Genomic DNA, 18,015 nt, shown 5'->3' with positions numbered 1-18,015 from the left:
CGGCGGCTGAGACCGCCGGTGCCACGTCTCATCCTGTCCCGCTCACTTGTCCACGAATTCGATCACGATCTCGTTGCTCGAATTGTCCGGGCCGATTCCGCTCTGATCATCGGCCGTCGAAAGATAGGCCGTTCCGGCGCCCGTAATGAGATCCTTGGGGCGATGCTCGACCCGGGCGGCCCTGCCGACATCCTCCCCCTTGGCGGGGGCGATGCACTTCTTCTTGTTCTTGTCCGTGAAAACGGCCCAGTTGACCAGGCCCAGGTGCTCGCCTTCGAAAGTCACCGGACCGCCCTCCTCCACGTCCGGAGGATCGACGGTGACAATCTTCGGGATGGCCATACTCTGCTCCTTGCTCGATGACATTCCCACATCCGGGGGAATGCTGATTGCCCGGTCAGACGACCCCGGCGACACGCAACATGTCGGACATGTAGAACGTGCCGGCGGTCCGGCCGAGCGTCGGCTGCCACTTCGGGGCCGCCGAGAAATTGTTCGCGATGTAGGACCCGGGATCGGCCTTGACCATCGCAAAGATCACTTCGCCGACGATGGCGCTTCCGACGGCGCCGAGTTTGAGGCTGCCGACATCGGGATGCCCGGCCTTCACCTCGTCCAGCGCGCCCTCGCCGAGGATGTAGTACCAGAGCGGAACGCTTGCGAAGTCGTTCGTGAAGCCGTCCGCCTTGGTCAGCTTGAAATCCTTCACCGTGTACGGGTCGCGGCTGATCGCGTAGGCGTTGAACACGGCCCGAGCAACGTCTTCCCCTGAAGGAAGCCCCTTGCCCTTCGGCCCGTCGAAGCTGTTCGCTCGCATCAGATTGCGGATGGCGATGGAACACAGCGGGGCGTAGTCCTGGTCCTGGTACGGAGTGGTCTTCGGCAGTGGCTTTCGGTCCGACGAGCTCTCCAGCCAGTTCAACGGGCTGTCGATCGGCGGTGGCATCTGCAGGAATCCGTGGATGATGCGCCGATCGAACCGCTTCGCGTACTGGGTCTCGACGGCGTGGCCCGTTTGATCCTTCGCCCCGGGAACGACGAAGTACCGCCGCCAGTCGATGACCCGACTGGGCCGCAGGCGAGAGAACGGCCTGCGCAGGTCGAACAGATGCCCGGCCGTGACGTCGTTCAGGGTGTATTCCTCGACGGGGAGGGAGTGCAGGCGGTAGGCAGCCGCGGTGAACTCGACCGGCAGGTCGACGGGTTTCCCGAACGCGGGGTTGAAAAGCGGGAACGTGGCCTCGCGGTCCTCGGCGGCCTTCTTGAGCTTCTCGTAGACGTCCTTCGCCAGAATCCTCGGTAGCCAGTCGTTGAGGATCATCCACTGGTAGTGCCAGACGACCTGTCGCTTCGCCTCCGTGAACAGGGAGACGTCCGGGACCGATCCCTTCAGCATGTCGACCACGGCGTTGTGGAACTTCATGAACGCCAGGTGCAGTTGGATCGTGATGATCGTATTGTCGTCACGCGGATCCGCGACCAGTGGTACGTCCTGGGGGTTTCGCGGAACGTCGTACTCACGGTCCGGGTCGATCCAGAACTTCCCCGTGTCGACGTTGTCGTAGAACGCGAACGACTGTGTCTTGGGGCCGAGACCGTAGACGTGTGAAAGGTCGACTCGGGCGTCCCGATAATTCGTCGTGGTGGCCGGATCGTTCCGGTCGAAGTCGGCGTCGGCCTGGAAGGTGATGTTGTGGTCGAGGAATTGTCCGACGTAGGTGTATCCCGCCGGGATGCCGGCATCCGCCGGGGACGTCTTCGACGGATCAGTCGGCTTGGCAAGGAGAGTGTCCGCGATCCTCTCCCCCGGTTGGGCGCACTTCTTGGTCTTCGGGTCAGGGCGGTTGACGTCCATCGGGCCGCCGGGGGCGCCGAGTTCCTCGATCGCGTCGTTGGTCGGGGTGTACGGCGCGAGTGTCGGGAAGAGGCGTCTGTACACGCCGGTTTCCACCACCGGCCCGCCCGGATGGGTGCCTCCGACACCCCCCGCGCCGGGACCGGCTCCGTCGAGCGAGGGCAGCCGTAGCGGGCATCCGTGACTCGTGAAGGTCGGGTCCGCGACCAGGCCGTGCACGAGGCCGAGGGGGGTTCGCCCGTCGCCGTTGCCGTCGCCCAGGAGTTGATCGAGGAGTCGGGTACGTGCCTGCTCACGGAGGACGGTGCGGTCGTCGGGGGCTTCGGTCGAGATGTCGAGGGCCATCGCAGATGTGCCTTTCGCATGCGGCAGCGCGTGTGCGGCGGGGTGCGTGGGAGAGGGCTCGGCAGTCGTGCGCCGGGCGCCGAGACCTGTTCATCGTCACCCGGGCTTCCCGCGCGGTGTGGCAATGGGAGACATCGCTTCACTACAACGAGTTGGTTGTTTGCGCCGTATGGCGGCCGTAGGTGGCCGCTCGCCCGTTACCCGGCGCAGGCTCGGAACGGTCGCACCCACAGCCGGCGCCGCTCGCTCACCCGCACATCGGAGGATCAGATGGTCACGACCCTCGCCGAACCGTCACTCGCGGAGCGGATCGCCCGTCACGTTCTGCGTGACGACGTCAACGATTGGCAGAAGGAGATCAAGGATCAGCTGCAGTGTGCGATCGAGTTGGAGCTCACCACCATTCCGGCCTACCTCTGCGGTCTTTGGTCGATCAAGAACAAGGACGACAAGAAGAGCAAGCCTGCGTACGACCTGATCAGGAGTGTCGTACTGGAGGAGATGCTCCACATGGCACTGGCCTGCAACATGCTGACCGCCGTCGGAGGGGTGCCGACGATCAAGGCCCCCGTGTATCCGACGGCCCTGCCGGGCGGAGTCGGCGCGGGCCTGAACGTGCGCCTCCAGGGATTGACACGGGAATACGTACAGGACACCTACATGGCCATCGAAGCCCCGGAGATCCCGTCCCTGCCGCCGCCGACGACCGGCACTCCGGTCACGATCGGGGCCTTCTACGACGTGCTCCTGACCCGACTGCGACGCCACACCCCGGCACTCGTGCGCACGTCCCAACTCGGCGATGTGGATCTCGGCCTGTTCGAAATCCAGGACTTCGCGGACATCGAGCGGGCGATCGCCGAGATCAAGGCACAGGGCGAAGGCACCACCACCGTCCCCGGCATCTCCGACGACCCCGATGAGCTCGCCCACTACTACAAGTTCGCGCAGATCGTGGCCGGCGGCGAACTCATCAAGAAGGGCACGGGACGGTGGGAGTACAGCAAGGCTCTTCCCGTGCCCTTCCCCGACGTCTGGCCCATGGCCGAAGTGCCCAAGGGCGGCTATGCGAAGGACCCCGGCTCGTACACGGTGAGCGCGGGAGTCCAGAAGCAGCTGACCGCGTTCAACGACGCGTACAAGAAGGTCCTCGAACTCCTGCGCGACGCGTGGTCGCCCACCGGGGGCGGCCGGAAGTCGTTGAGCGCGGCGGTCGTGGCCATGAAGGGTCTGGAGAAGTTGGCGACCCCACTTCTCCAGGAGCAGAACCCCAAGAACACCGCGCAACACTTCGGTCCGGAATTCCTCGCCTCCTGAGCCCCCGCGCTCCCATCGACGGGCGGCGATTCGCCGTGTGCCGGCACTTGTCACATCATCCCGACGCCAAGGAGCCCGTAGCATGACGACCACATCCCCGCGCAAGACCGCCACCGCCCGCACGGACGCCGCGCTCGCCGAGAGTGTCGATCGGGCGGTGGCCCTGGAACGCCTGCGGCGGATCGCCGACCCCGAGGAACGCCTGGTCGCGTATACCCGGATCGTCACCGAGGACGTGTTCAATCTTGGTATCGCGAACAACGTCCTGCTGTTCGACCTGCTGAGCAAGGAGGTCTTCGCCAAGGTGCAACTCACCGAGGCGGACGCCGAGTACGTGTCACCGCCGTACGGGGTGCAGGAACTGCTCGACCCGATCACCACGTTGCTCCGGCGCAGGTTCTCCCCCGGCATCGACCCCGAGTACGACGTGTACGCCACCGCCGGCGGCTCGGGGGCCCTCGAGTCGTTGGCGTTCGCGCTGCTCCACGGCGGCGTGCTGAACCCGGGCGACCAGGTTCTGCTGCCGGCACCCTTCTGGCCCGGCTTCCTGTGGTGCTTCGAACAGCGCCCCGGCCTCAAGTGCGTACCCGCACGCCTGGACGGCGATCAGCAACTCACCCTGACCGTGGACGCACTGAAACGGGCCTACGAAGCCGCACCGGATCCCAAGCCCAAGCTGTTGGTCCTCACCAACCCGCACAACCCACTGGGCGTCAACTACGAGAAGAAGTTGCTCGAGGACGTATGCCGCTGGGCACTCGACCGGCAGATGCACATCGTCTCCGACGAGATCTACGCGCACTCCCAGAGCACGGGCACCGACGGATTCACCAGCGTCCTGTCCCTGGACGCCTACGCCACCGCCCCCGACCGCATTCACCTCGTGTACGGACTGACCAAGGACTTCGGCCTGTCCGGCTTTCGCATCGGCTTCCTGATCTCCAAGTCGAACGACGTCCGCAAGGTCATGCAGGGCGACGAGACCTGGAAGTCGCTGTCGTGGTTCGGTCCATTGGACTCGCTCAAGACGGCGTACGTCCGCAAGCTGTTCGGCACCACGGCCAAACCCAGTGACTTCCCGGCGAAGCTGATGAAGGACTACGCCGACCGTCTCGAGGACGCCCACGACAAAGCCGCCGCGAGCCTCGACAAGGCGCAGATCCCCTACGTGGGCAAGGGCGACGCCAAGCGCAACGCGGCCCAGTTCTTCCTGCTCGACCTGAGCAAGTACCTGGACAGCGCCAAGCTCCCCGGGAATCTGCCGCTGTTCAACCACGAGATCGATCCGCGCGAGGCCCGCCTGGAGGCCTTCCTCCGCACGGACGCCAAGGTGCTGCTCCTGCCCGGTGGGGAAATGCACTGCCCCAAAGCCGGGTACTTCCGGCTGTGCTACACCGCCGACACGGTGGACCGAGTCGGCAAGGCGATCACCGCCCTGGCGACGTCACTAGCGAAACTCTGAGGACACATCATGAACTGTCCCCGAATTCTCGGTTCGTTCCTGACCGCCGCGGCCGTCACGGCCGGGGGGCTCCTGGTCGCCGCGTCACCCGCGGCGGCGACTCCCGACGGGTGCGAGGTGACCAAGTACACCGAGAACCTCGCGCTCGCCGTCGTCGTCGGCGACTGTTACGGACGTCCCCACGACCAGCGATTCCGTGTGGTGGCCCTGTGCAAGCGCATCGACGGCTCGGTGTACGAGGACAAGTCCGCCTGGACGTTCGCCACGAGCAACAACGCCGCGAACTGCCAGGCAGGCGAGGCGCTCGTGGATGGCGACATCGAACTCGGCTGATCACCCGATCGGGCCGCAGGCTGTCCCGGAAAGGGGGGTGGGCAGCCTGCGGCTTCGTGGGTTCTGCCGAAGTACCGGCTCACCCGGGATCCGGTAGATCCATCAGGGCCAGCTTCGCCGGGTCGACCAAGGCCCTGATCTCGGTGATGCGGCCGTCGACGACGGTGAACGCGAGGACCGAGAGCGGAAAGCCGTCCTCGTGCCAGGAAACGACCCCGGGGAGGCCGTTGACGAACGCGGGCCGCCCCAGGGCGACCCCGCCCCCGGCCAGTCCCGCACCTGCCGCGACCTTGGTGGCGCCGAGGGTGACGACCGTACCGCCGGGGGTGTCGACGACCAGCCGCACGTCGGGGTCGAGCACTCGCAACAACTCCTCGAAGGCGCCGTGGCGAGCCGCCGCCAAAAACGCCTGGACCACCTCGCGCTGCTCCCGCGCGCCGTCCGCCGGCCGCTCGGTCGCCTGTACCTTCCTGCGCGCCCGGCTGGCCAGCATCTTGGTGGCGTCGGTGGACTTGCCGAGGATCCGGCCGATCTCGTCGAACGGCACCGCGAACAGGTCGTGCAGCACGAACGCGAGCCGTTCGTTCGGCCGCAACGATTCGAGGACGACCAGGAGCGCGAGCCCGACCGAGTCGGCGAGCACCGCCTCCTCCTCCGGCGCGCGGCCGTCGTCGATCGTCACGACGAACTCCGGCAACTGCTCGTCGTAGGACGCCTCGGGGCGAGCCTGCCGCGAGCGCAGCACGTCCAGGCTGATCCGGCCGACCACCGTGGTCAGCCAGCCGCCGAGGTTGTGGATGGTCGCCGGGTCCTGGCGGGACAACCGCAGCCAGGCTTCCTGGACCACGTCCTCCGCGTCGGAGTGCGACCCGAGCAGGCGATGGGCGACCGCGCGCAGTCGGTCGCGCTGGGATTCGAACGCCTCGACCATCGGGTCCGTGGGGCCGGGCTCGGGGTCGGGGTTGGTGCCGGACATGTTGTTACCTTCCTCGGATCCGCTCCGTCATGGGTGATGACGGGCCCGAAGGGGCGCAGGTAACCGATGAAGGAGCAGGACCCATGGAAGCACGGCTGAAGAGCGCGCCGAGCCCCGACCTGACCACCGCTTTCCAACACCTCTTCAAGGCGATCCACGCCGGGGGCGTCGAGCCGCGGCTGCTGGCGCTGATCCATCTGCGGGTCAGCCAGATCAACAGCTGCAGCCCGTGCGTGTACGCCTCGATCGACGCGGCGAAGAAGGCCGGCGAGTCGGACGAGCGACTGCACCAGGTGGCCGCTTGGCGCGAGACGCCGTTCTTCACCGACGAGGAACGGGCGGCGTTCGCGTTGACCGAGGCCGCGACCCGGATCCAGGACGGCGCGGCGGGCGTCACCGACGAGATCTGGGAGACCACGGCCGCCCACTTCACCCAGGAGCAACTGGGCGCGATCACCCTGGAGATCGCCCTGACCAACTTCTTCAACCGCGTCAACCGCACCACGAACGAGCAGGCCGGCAAGACCTGGTGACGGAACGGGGCGTCATCCGGGGGAGGCCCACGCCTCCCCCCGGCCCGAATCCGAGTTGCCCGTGTGCCGAGAACTGTGCGAACCTCACGTTCGTCTCTCCACCTCCCTGAAAGGGCCGGTCGTGACGCTCGGCATGGTTCTCGGCGACATCTCCTCTCGCGCTTCGACGCGGGAGCGGTAGCCCTGCCTGCCTCGATACACGCGCCTGTGCCGTAGCACGCGCGTCGTTTTCTCCCGCTCCTCGTCGAAGTGCTCTTCGTGCCCCGCACGTTCGATCACGAGGAGTACGTGGTGTCCACGATCCACTGGACCGAAGCCCACACGGTCCGATCCGCCCGTTGGCATTCCGAAAGCGCCACACCGCTTCCGCGACGCGTCGTCGTCGCGGACGACCGGATGAAAGCCGATACCGCATACCGCCTGGCCTGCGAAGGCACGGCGATGTTGTGGCGCGGCGACTACCACAACGCACGTCAACTGCTGCGCGCGATGAACCACCGTCTCGACCGGAAGCCTCCCCGTTCGGGTGAGGGCGACAGCCCGGCCGAGTCCTTCCGTCTCCACCGTCGCACCCGAGGCCACCGGTCCCGGGTGCTGGGCAAACTCCTCGTGCTACTGGAGGAGGACCACTCCCTGGCGCTGCGCAGAGCCCCCGACGTCCGTCGGGCGTGCACCGAGGCATACGGCCCGCCGCACGGCCCGTCGGCGGTCTCGCTCACCGAACTGCTGGGCGTGATCGGAGCACGGCAGTGGCGCGAGAAGGGCGTGGAGATTCCGGCACTCGCCGCCCGCATTCACCCGCACTACGGCGTCTTCTCCCCCGTCAGGGGCGAGTACGTCGATCTGGTCGCCCAGGCACCACTCCCCGGCGGCGGCCCCGGTCGCACCGCCTTCGACCTCGGCACGGGAACGGGCGTACTCGCCGCGGTCCTGGCCCATCGAGGAGTCGACCACGTGGTGGCCACCGACATCAATCCGCGAGCACTGTCCTGCGCCCGCGAAAACATCCACCGACTCGACCTCACCGACCGCATCGAGGTAGTCGGCCCCTGCCTCTTCCCGGAAGGCCGCGCCGACCTGGTCGTCTGCAACCCACCCTGGATCCCCGCCCACCCGACATCCGCAGTGGAACAGGGCGTCTACGATCCGAACAGCACCATGCTCCGAGCCTTCCTGAACGGCCTGCGCACGCGCCTCAAACCGGCCGGCGAGGCCTGGCTGGTCCTCTCCGACCTCGCCGAACACCTGGGCCTCAGAACCCCCGACGAGGTCCCCACCGCCATCGAAGCGGCCGGCCTCAAGGTGCTGAACAGGACCACCGCAAAGCCCCACCACCCAAGGGCAGGAAACCCCAAGTCACCCCTACACGCCGCCCGCGCCGCAGAAACCACATCCCTGTGGCGCCTGACGGGCATCTGACCCCAACTCCGCACCAGTGGAAGCCCTTTGTCCCCGATGCGCATCCGGGGGACAAAGGGCGATTCGGGTCCGGCTGCCAGTCAGCTTTTGAGAGCTTCCGCCAGGCAAGTCCACGCGTCGTGGGGGATGGCGAGAGTGCCGACAGTACGGTCCTTGCTATCCCGCACAGCGACGGCAGCTGTGGCTGGCGCGGTCTCGACGCAGTCATCTGCATTGTTCGAGTACGTGCTCTTGCGCCACCTGAGGTCCGCATCGACGGCATTCATGTAGTTCATCTCAGTCCAGTTCTCGCTCAATGTTGGCGATGAGTGCACGACTATCCTCCGTGCTCAGAGCATCACGAACCAGGCTGTCATGGAGCCGATTCAGTCGTCTGAGATCCCGAAGGTCAGTCTTCATCTCATTACCCGCGATGTTGTGCACGAAGGCAACCTCCGGTTCCGACGTCGCATCCGGGTTCTCCGGGTCCTCGTAACTGAGGATGTTGAACGCACTGGCCTGAGTACCACCGGCGCCCGCCCGATACGAGATGACGCGGACTGACACGTGGGCCAGTTCGGTGAGGTTCAGCAGGTGCAGCAGCTGGCCGCGGTGAACTTCCGGGCCGCCGACCTCGAAGCGAAGTGCCGCCTCGGTGATTACCGTTTCGATGGAAAGCAACGGCGGTTCGTACAGACGCCGTTGGCGCCTCGTTCGGACCGCGACCAGATCGTCGACTTGATCGGGGCCGAGGGAAAAGAACCCAATACCCGTGACAGCTCGCGAGTACCCCGCCGTCTGAAGATGCGCCGGGATCAGCACCGGGTGATAGTCACGGCGCCGGGTCGCGTCGGCTTCCCGTTCGATCAGGGTCGCGTAGTTCCTGGTCAGTACATCGTCGTACTCCTCCCACCATGGTGGGCTGGCGTCCCATACTCGTTGAGCCAGTTCGAGCAGGTCTGCGGCTTCTCCGTCGGTCAGTTCGTAGTACTTGACGAGCCGTGCCAAGACCTCAGGCGTGCAGTTTCTGAGGCCGTTCTCGATGCGGGTGAGTTGCGACGGGCTCAGGTTGACCTGGCGACCGACGTTCGCGGCGGTCACCTTCCCGCGCAGCCCTCTGAGCCGATCGCCAAGTTCCCGTTTGGCCCTGAAGCCGCTGACACCACTGCCCGCCATGGGAGTTCCCCTCCTCGTTCACGCCGTCCGTCAAATCGCAACGCACACGGACGTGGGCAGAGCGTAGCGGGTCTCAGCTCTCCGAAAGCATCGCTTTGGCAATTGCCCTGCATCGGCTTGACGACTGCATGTCACCGAGAGCAGTCTCTATTCGGTCACCTTGTGCATTGCTTGAACCACGGAACGCGACGAGATCGCCCTGCCCCAACGCCGTCGAACAAGGGGAATACCCCGTGACCTCACCGCCGATCGTGCATCGGATCAATCTGCCCCCCGGACCCCAAGCCGCGTCGATAGCAAGGGAGTTCGTCACCCAGCGCGTCATGCATGGCCGGACCGAATTCGTTGACGTGTTGCGGCTCGTGGCGTCCGAGTTGGTGGGGAATGCCGTGCGGCATGCCGGTGGGGCCCGGTCCATCTCGTGTGCGGTGGGCGAACAGGGTGTCGTGGTCGAAGTCATCGACAGCGGTGAGCCGTTCGCGCTTGGGGTGGAGCCTCCCGCCGATGACCAGGACTGCTGCGGGCGCGGGTTGTTTCTGGTCTGGGCCATGGGGTGCGGGCTCGGGTCGGGGCCCGTCCGTGGCGGTGGCAAGTGGGTTCGGGCCGTGATCTCGGATGAAGTCGCCGCAACTGAAACGAAGTTCCGCTAACCGGGTCCGCCTGTGCGATCCGGCCGCTCGTCACCGATCGATTCGATTCCAGCGAAACGGAGTTGTCGTGTCCGGGAACCAACCCTGCTCCACCGGAAGCCACTTGATGTCACCCGAAAGAGTGGTCGGGCTGCTTCAGACCTTCGAGACCGCTCGCACCTTCCTGAAATGCCTCCGCCTGGCCGACGTCCACCTCCTCCCGAGCGTCCCGGGCGGCCACACGACCCTGGCCTGGAGCGCCCCCGGCACGCCCGTCCCCCGCGCGTTCGACGACGAACGCAACCTGGTCGGCTGGTTCGAGGAAGTCCCCGAATACCTGGGCCGGATCGACGCGATCATGCACGTCTCACCCGTCGGCGCCCACGGTGACGGGGACCTGGAGGTGGCCGGGCCAAACGGCACGTCCGCGACCTTCCGGCGCCCGACCGAACACCCTTCCGCACACGACCGCCCCATGACGATCGGCGTGGTCACCGACGACAACACCGGCCTCATCCTCACCGGCCGGGGAGTCTGGCACACCCTGCTCCCGCAACCGATGGACCTCGTACCTCTCGGCGCCAACCTCGGCACCTACCTGGCCGGCTTGGCCCCGGCCGGCGAAGTCCTCCCCTACCGGTGGTGCCTGCGCGCCCTCCGCCACTACTGGATCGGCATCGTCTTCGTCCTCGACCGACGCGCCGCCCTCCACTGCCCCTGCGGCCGGGACACCATGCACCATCACCCGTCGTGGGAAGACCTCCGGGAGGCGCGGGCGCGGGACCGACCCGAACCGGAGACGAGTTGAGCAGGATCGCCGCCGCACCCGGTTCGTCCGACGCTCCTCACCGTCACGGGTTCGGTGCGCGCGAGGGCAGGTCCCGGCGCATCAGGTCGGCGTAGGTTTCGCGGCGCACCACGGCGCGGTGCGCGCCGTCGCGGACGAAGACCACCGGCGGTCGGCGCGCGCCGTTGTAGTTGTTGCTCAGCGCGTAGGTGTAGGCACCGGTGACCGGCACGGCGATCAGATCCCCGACCCGCGGGTCCGCCAGCGCGACGCCGGCACTGAGGGTGTCGCCGGACTCGCAGTGCCGGCCCACCAGGCGGCACAGCTCGCCCTCGCCCATCGGGCGGTCGGCGACGGCGGCCTCGAAGCGCTGCTGGTAGAGGGAGACTTCGAGGTTGTCACCCATGCCGCCGTCGACGGCGACGAAGGTGTGGCCCTCGCCGCGCTTGACCGTGACGACCCGGTACAACGAGACGCCGGACTCGGCGACCATCGAGCGGCCCGGCTCGACGAGGATGCGGGCGTCGGCCGGCAGCAGGCGTCGGGCGACGTCGGTGACGGCGTCGAGGTACGCCTCCACCGTGGGCGGTCGATCGGCGTAGGTGTAGCGCGAGCCGAGGCCGCCGCCCAGGTCGTAGACGGCGAACTCGCCGAGTTCGGCGACCGCTTCGACGGCCTGCGCGAAGGGCGCGAGGTCCAGGATCTGCGACCCGACGTGCACGTGGACGCCGTCCAGCCGCAGCCGATCGCTGCCGCGCAGTCGCGCGATCGCCTCCCGGGCCTGCGGCAGGGGCAGACCGAACTTGGAGCCGTTGTGGCCGGTGGACACGGCCTCGTGGGTGTCGGGGCGGATGCCGGGGGTGAGCCGGACCAGTACTCCCTGCTCCGTCGCGGTGCCGGCGAGGATCTTCTCCAGCCGGTCGATGTCGTCGAAGTTGTCGACGACGACCGTCCCGGCGCCGGCCTCGACGGCGAGGCGCAGTTCCTCCTCGGTCTTGGCGTTGCCGTGCACGACCAGCCCCGCCGGATCCGCGCCCGCGGCGAGGGCGAGGGTCAGCTCGCCGCCGCCGGCCACGTCGATGCCGACACCCTCCTCCGCGAGCAGTCGCATGACGGCGGTGCAGGGGAATGCCTTGGAGGCGAAGGTGACGCGCGAGTTCGGCCACCGGGCGGCCAGGCCGTCGACGTACCGGCGGGCGCGGGCGCGGACCGACGCCTCGTCGAGGATCAGCGCGGGGGTGCCGTAGGACTCGGCGAGTTCGGCCGCCCGCACGCCGCCGATGACCAGTCCGCCGCTCCCGTCCCGGGTGGTCCCGGGCGGGAACAGCCCCAGCAGTTCCAGCGCTGCCCGCGTGTGTGTCGCTGCCATCCGTGCTCCTTGTACCGGTGATCCGTGTGCCTGTGATCCGTCCCGCTCTCCCGCCATGCTCGCGCTCCGATCACCGTGGATCATCGTTGACATCGTCAATGTGGGTCTCCCAGACTTGACGCCCACCACAGTCCGTCCAGTCGGGAGTGCACCATGCGGGAGTCCGGCGCCCGGGGGAACCCGCCTGTCCGTCAGCTCGTGGACAACATCGGTCCGGCACTGCTGCGCCTGGTTCAGGAGGGGACCGGCGGCGGCGGGCCGCTCACCGACGTCGCCATCCATGCCCCGGGCGCGCCGACGCGGCTCGGACCCGGGTGCGTGGTGCTGGGGGTCGGCGTGACCACGGATGCCGAGTTGCGCGAGCTGACCGCTGCCATGCGGGAAGCCGGCGCGCACGTGCTGGCGCTGAAGGCTCCGGTGCCGCCGTCGGTCGACGACGCGCCGGCGATCATCGAGGTCAACCGGGACGCGTCCTGGATGCACGTGGCGACGACGGTGCGCGAGCAACTGCTCGCGGATGCGAGGACACGTGTGCGCTCGGCCGACACCGGCGCGGAGCTGTTCGCCCTGGCGAACGCCATCTACGAGGCCGTCGGCGCCCCGGTCACCATCGAGGACCGTTTCTCCGCGCTGGTCGCCTGGTCGCGTGGGCAGGACCGGACCGACTCCGAGCGGATCGAGACCATCCTGGGGCGGGCCGTGCACGAGCGCACGCTCGCCGAACAACGCGCGCGCCAGGAGTTCGAGCGGCTCCACGCCGGCACCGAACCGGTGTTCATGGAGGCGACCGGGTCGGACCAACTGGCAAGGGTGGCCATCGCGGTCCGGGCCGGTTCGGACGTCCTCGGCTACATCTGGGCCGCCGTCACCGGGCCGCTCGACGAGGAGGCCACGGCCCGGTTGCGCGAATTCGCGCCCGTGGTCGCCTTGCAACTGGTGGGCCTGCGCACGGAGACCGGCTACGCCCGCCGCCAGCGCGGCGAGTTGGCCGCCGCGGTACTCGGCGGGGCGGCCGACCCGGTGGAGGCGAGCCGGCTACAACTGGGCCCCGGCCCGATCTGCGTCCTGGCCGCGGCCCCGCGGGCGGCCGGGGACTCGGGCTCCGACGCGCCGGCCGCCGCCGGGCTGCGCCGGTTCGCGGACACGCTGGAGTACTTTCTGGCGGCGGTGCACCCGCGTTCAGCCCTGGTGACGGGTACCGGGGTGGTGTACGTACTGGCCGCCTGGCCCGCCGGACATGCCACGGCCCCGGAGTCCGCCGTCGCCCTGGCCCGCGACTTCCTCGCGCGGACCCCACTGGCCGGTGACTACGTGGTCGCCGTCGGCGGCCCGGCCGAATCGGTGGGCCGGATCGCCGACGTACGGGCGCAGGCGGACGCCGCGTTGCGGGCGCTGCGGCACCCGGCCGTCCGCGGACCGGTCGTGCGCACCGTGGAGGACATGGCGCTGGCCGTACTGCTGCTGCACCTCGCCGACGCGACCGAGGCGCTGGGCCTGCCGGAGGCCGGCGGCGCGCTGCGGCGGCTGCGCCGGGAAGAGGGCCGCGATGGTCCGCTGGCGGCGACCCTGGCCGCCTACCTCGCCGCCGCGGGGGCCACCGACACCGCGGCCGAGGCCCTGCACATCCACCCCAACACCATGCGCTATCGGCTGCGCCGTATCCGCGAGGTCTCCGGGCTCGACTTCGCCGATGCCGACGCCATGCTGCTCGCGCACCTCCAACTGCGGGTGCGCGAGCTGCGCACGAGCGCTTCTCACGGCTCCGGCTGATCCCGGAACGAGCGCGTGTAGCGGCACCCGTCCACGTCGACCCAGAGCACCGCGCCGTCCAAGGCGGGACCGGCCGTCAGTCGCTCCGGCAACCGGGGGTCGGCTCCGATGCGAAACGTCTCGTCGTCGAGCGGGACGAGTTCCGGTTCGTCGTCGGGCGCTTCCACGCCGGTCGCGGCGATCATGTACAGGCGCCCCGCCCGCCGCACGATGTCGAACGCGGGAAACCAGGGGGTGTAGCTCCGGTAGTGACCCACGAGCGCGTGTGGTGGGGCGGTCGGCGCACAGGGGTCGGGGCCCAGTGACTCGGGTCCGTAGAGCCAGCGTCCGTCCCGGGAGTGGTGGTAGGCGGACCACTTCGGGTGATCGCACACCAGTCGCCCGTCCCCCGCGTCGTACAGCTTGCCGGTAACCCCCTCCGAGGTGAGCGAGAGGCGGCCGTCCCCCGCGGACTCGACGCGGATCCCACGCGGCGCCGTTCCGTGGACGCCGACGTAGCGTCGGGCGTCGGGGATCCGCTCCGGATCGAACAGCGCCGGGTCCGCCGGGGCTCCTTGGACGACGGCGAGCACATGGCGGGCGAAGCGGTCGATGATCCGGCACTCGCCGGGTGCGTTGGTCAGCACGGCGACACCGTGCCCGCCGTCGATGTCGGCGGCGAGGTAGGAGCGGTATCCGACCATCCCGCCGGCGTGCGTCAGCCAGGTGCGGCCGTCGATCACTTCTACGCCCACGCCGCACGCGTAGCCGCGGCCGACCGTGTCTGCGGGCACCGTGAGCAGCTCTCGGAAACGCTCCGGCCCGACGATCCCGGTGCCGTCCAGGGTTCCCCGGCCCAGCAACATGCGGGCGAACCGGCCCAGGTCGGAAGCGGTCGCCAGGACGTTCCCATCGGCCGACGAATACTCGAAGAAGCCGGCCGGCGCGAGTGGGGCCGCCGGCAGCGGCGGGCGGTCGTCGCGCAGGAACCGGTAGCCGGTGGCGAGTTCGGCGGCCTCCTCGTGAACGATCCGCGCCGCCGAGTCGCGCATGCCCAGCGGCCGCAGCAGGCGTTCGGTCATGGCGTCGGCCGTCGACTGCCCCGTCACCCGCTCGACGATCAACCCCAGCAGGTTGTAGCCCTCGTTGGAGTAGTGGAACATCTCCCCCGGTTCGGCCCAGGTCCGCGCGTCACGAAGCGCGTAGCCGCGTGCGGCGGTATCGGGCAGCGCGTCGGCCCCGGCCACCAGTCCGGAGGTGTGCTGGAGGAGGTGCCGGACGGTGATCGCGCGGGATCCGCCGTTCGGAGCGAACCAGGGCAGGTGATCGGCGACGGCCGCGTCGAGGTCCACCTTCCCCTCGTCCGCCAGTGCGCCGAACAGGAAGGCGGTGAAGGTCTTGCTGATGGAGCCGATCTCGAAGCGCGTGCGACGCGAGATCGGCGCCCCGGACTCCGCGTTCGCGAATCCCGCGGTGACGAACGCGGACTCGCCGGTCCCATCGACGACGCTGATCGCGATTCCCGGCACCGGCCACCGGGTCCGCAACCGCTCCGCCAGCCCCGAAAGCACCTGTCGCACGTCCGGTTTCACATCCATCACACACTCGCTTTCCGAGAACGCAATCCCGCGAAACGGTCCGGACCCAGCTCGACCCGCGAGGAGTCGATCTCGGCGTCCGGCCGATCGCCTTTGACGTAACGTCGGCACAGGGGGTATAGCAGCACGGCCAGCAGCGCCACCACGACACTCGTGCCGAACGTCGCGGGCTCGTCGACCGCCGTACTCCATGCCAGGTACACGATCATCGCCGTGGGCAGTGCGACGACCAGGACCGCGCCGGGCAGGCCGCCGGGGACGCGAACCGGCCGCGACATCTGCGGATACCTCCAGCGCAGGACCAGAAAGGCCGTGAATTCCAGCAGGATCGAGGCCAGGGTGAGCAGCACCGTGGCCCGCAGGATCGAGCCGAAGTCGACCGCGGCGAGCACGACGACGACGGTGGTGCTCGCCAGCAGCGCACCCACGGGCGTGTCGAACCGTCTGCTGTCCCGGGCCATCCAGCGCGGCAGGTACGCGTCCGCCGCGAGCGCCCGCGGGACCCGGGTACTGGTCAGCAGGATCGCCATGAACAGCCCCACCAGAGAGAGCGCCGATCCCAGGGAGATCAGCACCTTGAGCCAGATACCGCCCAGGGCGTCGCCGACCACGACGAAGTCGCCTTGGACCCAGTCCGCGGGCGAACCCCGGTGCAGCCCGCTGCCGACGGCGGCGATGGTGGGCAGCAGATAGGCGGTGATGATCAGCGGAACCGAGATGAGCAGGGCCCGGGTGTAGGTCCGGTGCGCGTCGGCGACCTCGCCCAGCACGGTGCTCGGGCCGTCGAAACCGAGATAGAGCCACACGATCACGCCGAGCGCGCCGGCCACCGACGAGTGCACGCTTTGGTCCGGCACCGTGAAGGGCGAGAACACGTTGATCCCGTTACCGACCGCGTGCCAGATGCCGAGGACCGTCAGCACCGCGAACGGGGTGAGGATCACCAGCATCATCCCGACCGAGTACTCGCTCACCACCTTGGAACCGCGGTAGTTCAGATACGCCATCGGGAGAATGAGGGCGACGGTGACGATCCAGTGCAGGTCCACGACGAAACCGCCGTGGAACAGGTCCACGATCACCAGGCCCTTCCCGCGGGCGATGTCCGGGACCCACGTGGCCAGGTAGTCGACCAGCAGGATCGGGTAGAGGGCGAGGTTGAGCACGGACCCGATCGAATTCCAGGCTCCGAACACGAATGCCGCGCCTTTGCCGAGCGCGATCTTCGTCCAATGGTAGTAGCCGCCGTCGACCGGTATCGCGGCGCTCAACTCCGCTGCCACCAGCGCGTTCGGCACGCCGAATACCAGCGGCACCAGGACGATCATCAACAAAGTCATGCCCGGACCGGCGCCGGACAGTGAATTTTCGAGCCCGAAGGGGCCGCCGGACACCGTGAAGAAGAAGATTCCGACCAGGGGCAGTACACCGAGCGTGCGTCTGCCCGCCCCTGGCGCCGACCGCGTGATTTCCGACGGTATCCGTTCGCTCATCCTGGGCTCCACTCTCCATTCGCGCTGGTCGGCACAACGTACGGGGGAGCACCGGGGCCGTCCTCGTCGCGCCCGTCAAAGCCGCGACCCCCGGGTTGTCGCCGCCACCAACGCCGAGCCGCGCTCCACCCGGACACGACGAAGCCCCGGGCGACGAGGTCCCCCGGGGCTGCTGCGGCCCGGCCGCCGGCTACGACTGGAGGCGGCCGGCCGCCACGTGGTCAGTCGGTCGGCTGGTTCGCCGTGAGCAGGGCGTCGATTCGGGCGCGGTGGGCCGCCTCCCAGGCGGTCGGGGTCTCGGTGGCTTCCATGGCCGCTTTGCGTTGGGCGTCGTGGAGTACCCGCGCTCGGCGTGCGCTCGGGACGACCACGATGCCCTCCTCGTCGGCTACCACGATGTCGCCGGGGTCCACGTCGACGCCGCCGCAGCGCACCCGGGTGTCGAGCGGTGTCACGGCCGCCTTCGTGCCGGGGATGGGGATCACGCCCCGGGCGAACACGGGGAAGCCCATCTCCCGTACCTCCGCCAGGTCCCGGATCACCCCGTCGACCACGAAAGCCGCGATCCCGCGCCGCCGCGCGACCGCGCATACGTTGCCGCCGGCCAAGGCGTAGTCCACGTCGCCGGATTCGACCACGACGATCGAACCGGGCTCGGCGCGATGGATGGCCGCGTGCAGCATGAGGTTGTCCCCCGGCGGACACCGCACGGTGAACGCGGGGCCGGCCACGCGCGGCATCGGGCCCCACAGCGGCCGGATCCCGATGTCCATCACCTGCGCGCGTCCGAGCAGGTCGGCGAGGGTGGTCGGCGATGTGTCCGCGAATCCGGCACCGTCGTTCATCGGCTCATCCTTTGTTCGCATCGGGCGACGGGACGGCGCGACACTACCGAACAGGCCGTCCGCTCCCGCCGGTTGCACTCTTTCGAGTGGCCCGAGCCGCGTCGTCGCCGATCCCGTTCCGTCAGTCGCTACAACAGGACCGCGAACCTG

17 protein-coding genes are annotated in these 18,015 nt (G+C 68.6%); 8 read left to right on the top strand and 9 right to left on the bottom strand.

From position 1 onward, the window contains the following. Positions 1–42 precede the first annotated feature (42 nt). Together ACFRCG_RS25830 and ACFRCG_RS25825 are read right to left on the bottom strand one after the other, a co-directional pair. Complete coding sequence (locus tag ACFRCG_RS25830; protein ID WP_380035442.1) at positions 43–342, bottom strand: hypothetical protein; 300 nt, start codon at positions 340–342, stop codon at positions 43–45. A 55-nt stretch (positions 343–397) separates the two neighbouring features. After that, positions 398–2,200 (bottom strand): peroxidase family protein, encoded by a 1,803-nt coding sequence (locus tag ACFRCG_RS25825; protein ID WP_380035439.1) that lies wholly within the window; start codon positions 2,198–2,200, stop codon positions 398–400. 270 nt (positions 2,201–2,470) lie between these two features. Between ACFRCG_RS25825 and ACFRCG_RS25820 the strand changes: the two genes are divergently transcribed. From ACFRCG_RS25820 to ACFRCG_RS25810, 3 genes are all read left to right on the top strand, one after another. Next, positions 2,471–3,517, top strand: a complete 1,047-nt coding sequence (locus tag ACFRCG_RS25820) for a ferritin-like protein (protein ID WP_380035436.1) — start codon at positions 2,471–2,473, stop codon at positions 3,515–3,517. 82 nt (positions 3,518–3,599) lie between these two features. Beyond that, the gene (locus ACFRCG_RS25815) at positions 3,600–4,979 is read left to right on the top strand and encodes an aminotransferase class I/II-fold pyridoxal phosphate-dependent enzyme (RefSeq protein ID WP_380035433.1); all 1,380 of its coding nucleotides are present in this window, start codon (positions 3,600–3,602) and stop codon (positions 4,977–4,979) included. A 9-nt stretch (positions 4,980–4,988) separates the two neighbouring features. Next, positions 4,989–5,312, top strand: a complete 324-nt coding sequence (locus tag ACFRCG_RS25810; RefSeq protein ID WP_380035430.1) for a hypothetical protein — start codon at positions 4,989–4,991, stop codon at positions 5,310–5,312. A gap of 79 nt (positions 5,313–5,391) precedes the next feature. Here ACFRCG_RS25810 and ACFRCG_RS25805 read toward each other — a convergent pair whose 3' ends face one another. Continuing rightward, the gene (locus ACFRCG_RS25805) at positions 5,392–6,288 is read right to left on the bottom strand and encodes a sigma-70 family RNA polymerase sigma factor (protein WP_380035427.1); all 897 of its coding nucleotides are present in this window, start codon (positions 6,286–6,288) and stop codon (positions 5,392–5,394) included. An 83-nt stretch (positions 6,289–6,371) separates the two neighbouring features. Between ACFRCG_RS25805 and ACFRCG_RS25800 the strand changes: the two genes are divergently transcribed. Together ACFRCG_RS25800 and ACFRCG_RS25795 are read left to right on the top strand one after the other, a co-directional pair. Continuing rightward, positions 6,372–6,821 (top strand): carboxymuconolactone decarboxylase family protein, encoded by a 450-nt coding sequence (locus ACFRCG_RS25800; protein WP_380035424.1) that lies wholly within the window; start codon positions 6,372–6,374, stop codon positions 6,819–6,821. Positions 6,822–7,112: 291 nt separating this feature from the next. Continuing rightward, positions 7,113–8,240 carry a methyltransferase gene (locus ACFRCG_RS25795; protein WP_380035456.1) on the top strand — a complete coding sequence of 376 codons (1,128 nt, stop codon included), beginning with the start codon at positions 7,113–7,115 and terminating at the stop codon, positions 8,238–8,240. Between the two features lie 80 nt (positions 8,241–8,320). Here ACFRCG_RS25795 and ACFRCG_RS25790 read toward each other — a convergent pair whose 3' ends face one another. Beyond that, entirely contained in the window at positions 8,321–8,506 is a 186-nt protein-coding gene (locus ACFRCG_RS25790; protein ID WP_380035454.1) for a DUF397 domain-containing protein, read from the bottom strand. Positions 8,507–8,516: 10 nt separating this feature from the next. Then, positions 8,517–9,395 carry a helix-turn-helix domain-containing protein gene (locus ACFRCG_RS25785; protein WP_380035421.1) on the bottom strand — a complete coding sequence of 293 codons (879 nt, stop codon included), beginning with the start codon at positions 9,393–9,395 and terminating at the stop codon, positions 8,517–8,519. 233 nt (positions 9,396–9,628) lie between these two features. Here ACFRCG_RS25785 and ACFRCG_RS25780 point away from each other — a divergent pair, with 233 nt between their 5' ends. After that, positions 9,629–10,045 (top strand): ATP-binding protein, encoded by a 417-nt coding sequence (locus ACFRCG_RS25780; RefSeq protein WP_380035418.1) that lies wholly within the window; start codon positions 9,629–9,631, stop codon positions 10,043–10,045. A gap of 106 nt (positions 10,046–10,151) precedes the next feature. Continuing rightward, positions 10,152–10,832: a hypothetical protein gene (locus ACFRCG_RS25775; protein ID WP_380035415.1), complete on the top strand. Its 681-nt coding sequence runs from the start codon at positions 10,152–10,154 to the stop codon at positions 10,830–10,832. 43 nt (positions 10,833–10,875) lie between these two features. Here the strand turns inward: ACFRCG_RS25775 and lysA are convergent, their stop codons facing one another. Then, positions 10,876–12,180 (bottom strand): diaminopimelate decarboxylase, encoded by a 1,305-nt coding sequence (gene lysA, locus ACFRCG_RS25770; RefSeq protein WP_380035412.1) that lies wholly within the window; start codon positions 12,178–12,180, stop codon positions 10,876–10,878. Positions 12,181–12,378: 198 nt separating this feature from the next. On the opposite strand from lysA, the gene ACFRCG_RS25765 reads away from it, so the two are divergent. Then, positions 12,379–13,950, top strand: a complete 1,572-nt coding sequence (locus tag ACFRCG_RS25765) for a helix-turn-helix domain-containing protein (RefSeq protein ID WP_380035409.1) — start codon at positions 12,379–12,381, stop codon at positions 13,948–13,950. On the opposite strand, the gene ACFRCG_RS25760 is transcribed toward ACFRCG_RS25765, so the two are convergent. The 3 genes from ACFRCG_RS25760 to ACFRCG_RS25750 all read right to left on the bottom strand — a co-directional run bounded on the left by ACFRCG_RS25760 (position 13,935) and on the right by ACFRCG_RS25750 (position 17,865). Then, a complete protein-coding gene (locus tag ACFRCG_RS25760; RefSeq protein ID WP_380035407.1) occupies positions 13,935–15,527 on the bottom strand; it encodes a serine hydrolase domain-containing protein in 1,593 nt (530 codons plus the stop codon). The two genes, ACFRCG_RS25765 and ACFRCG_RS25760, sit on opposite strands and share 16 nt — an antisense overlap. After that, entirely contained in the window at positions 15,527–17,020 is a 1,494-nt protein-coding gene (locus tag ACFRCG_RS25755; RefSeq protein ID WP_380035404.1) for an APC family permease, read from the bottom strand. Before ACFRCG_RS25755 ends, ACFRCG_RS25760 begins: the two co-directional genes overlap by 1 nt. Before the next feature lie 221 nt (positions 17,021–17,241). After that, positions 17,242–17,865 (bottom strand): RraA family protein, encoded by a 624-nt coding sequence (locus ACFRCG_RS25750; protein ID WP_380035401.1) that lies wholly within the window; start codon positions 17,863–17,865, stop codon positions 17,242–17,244. Positions 17,866–18,015 lie beyond the last annotated feature (150 nt).

The sequence above is a fragment of the Embleya sp. NPDC056575 genome (genome assembly GCF_042793325.1).
In the GTDB taxonomy this organism is placed as follows: domain Bacteria; phylum Actinomycetota; class Actinomycetes; order Streptomycetales; family Streptomycetaceae; genus Embleya.
The sequence above is the reverse complement of the archived record's forward strand: the minus strand, read 5'-3'. Positions and strand labels throughout refer to the sequence as shown.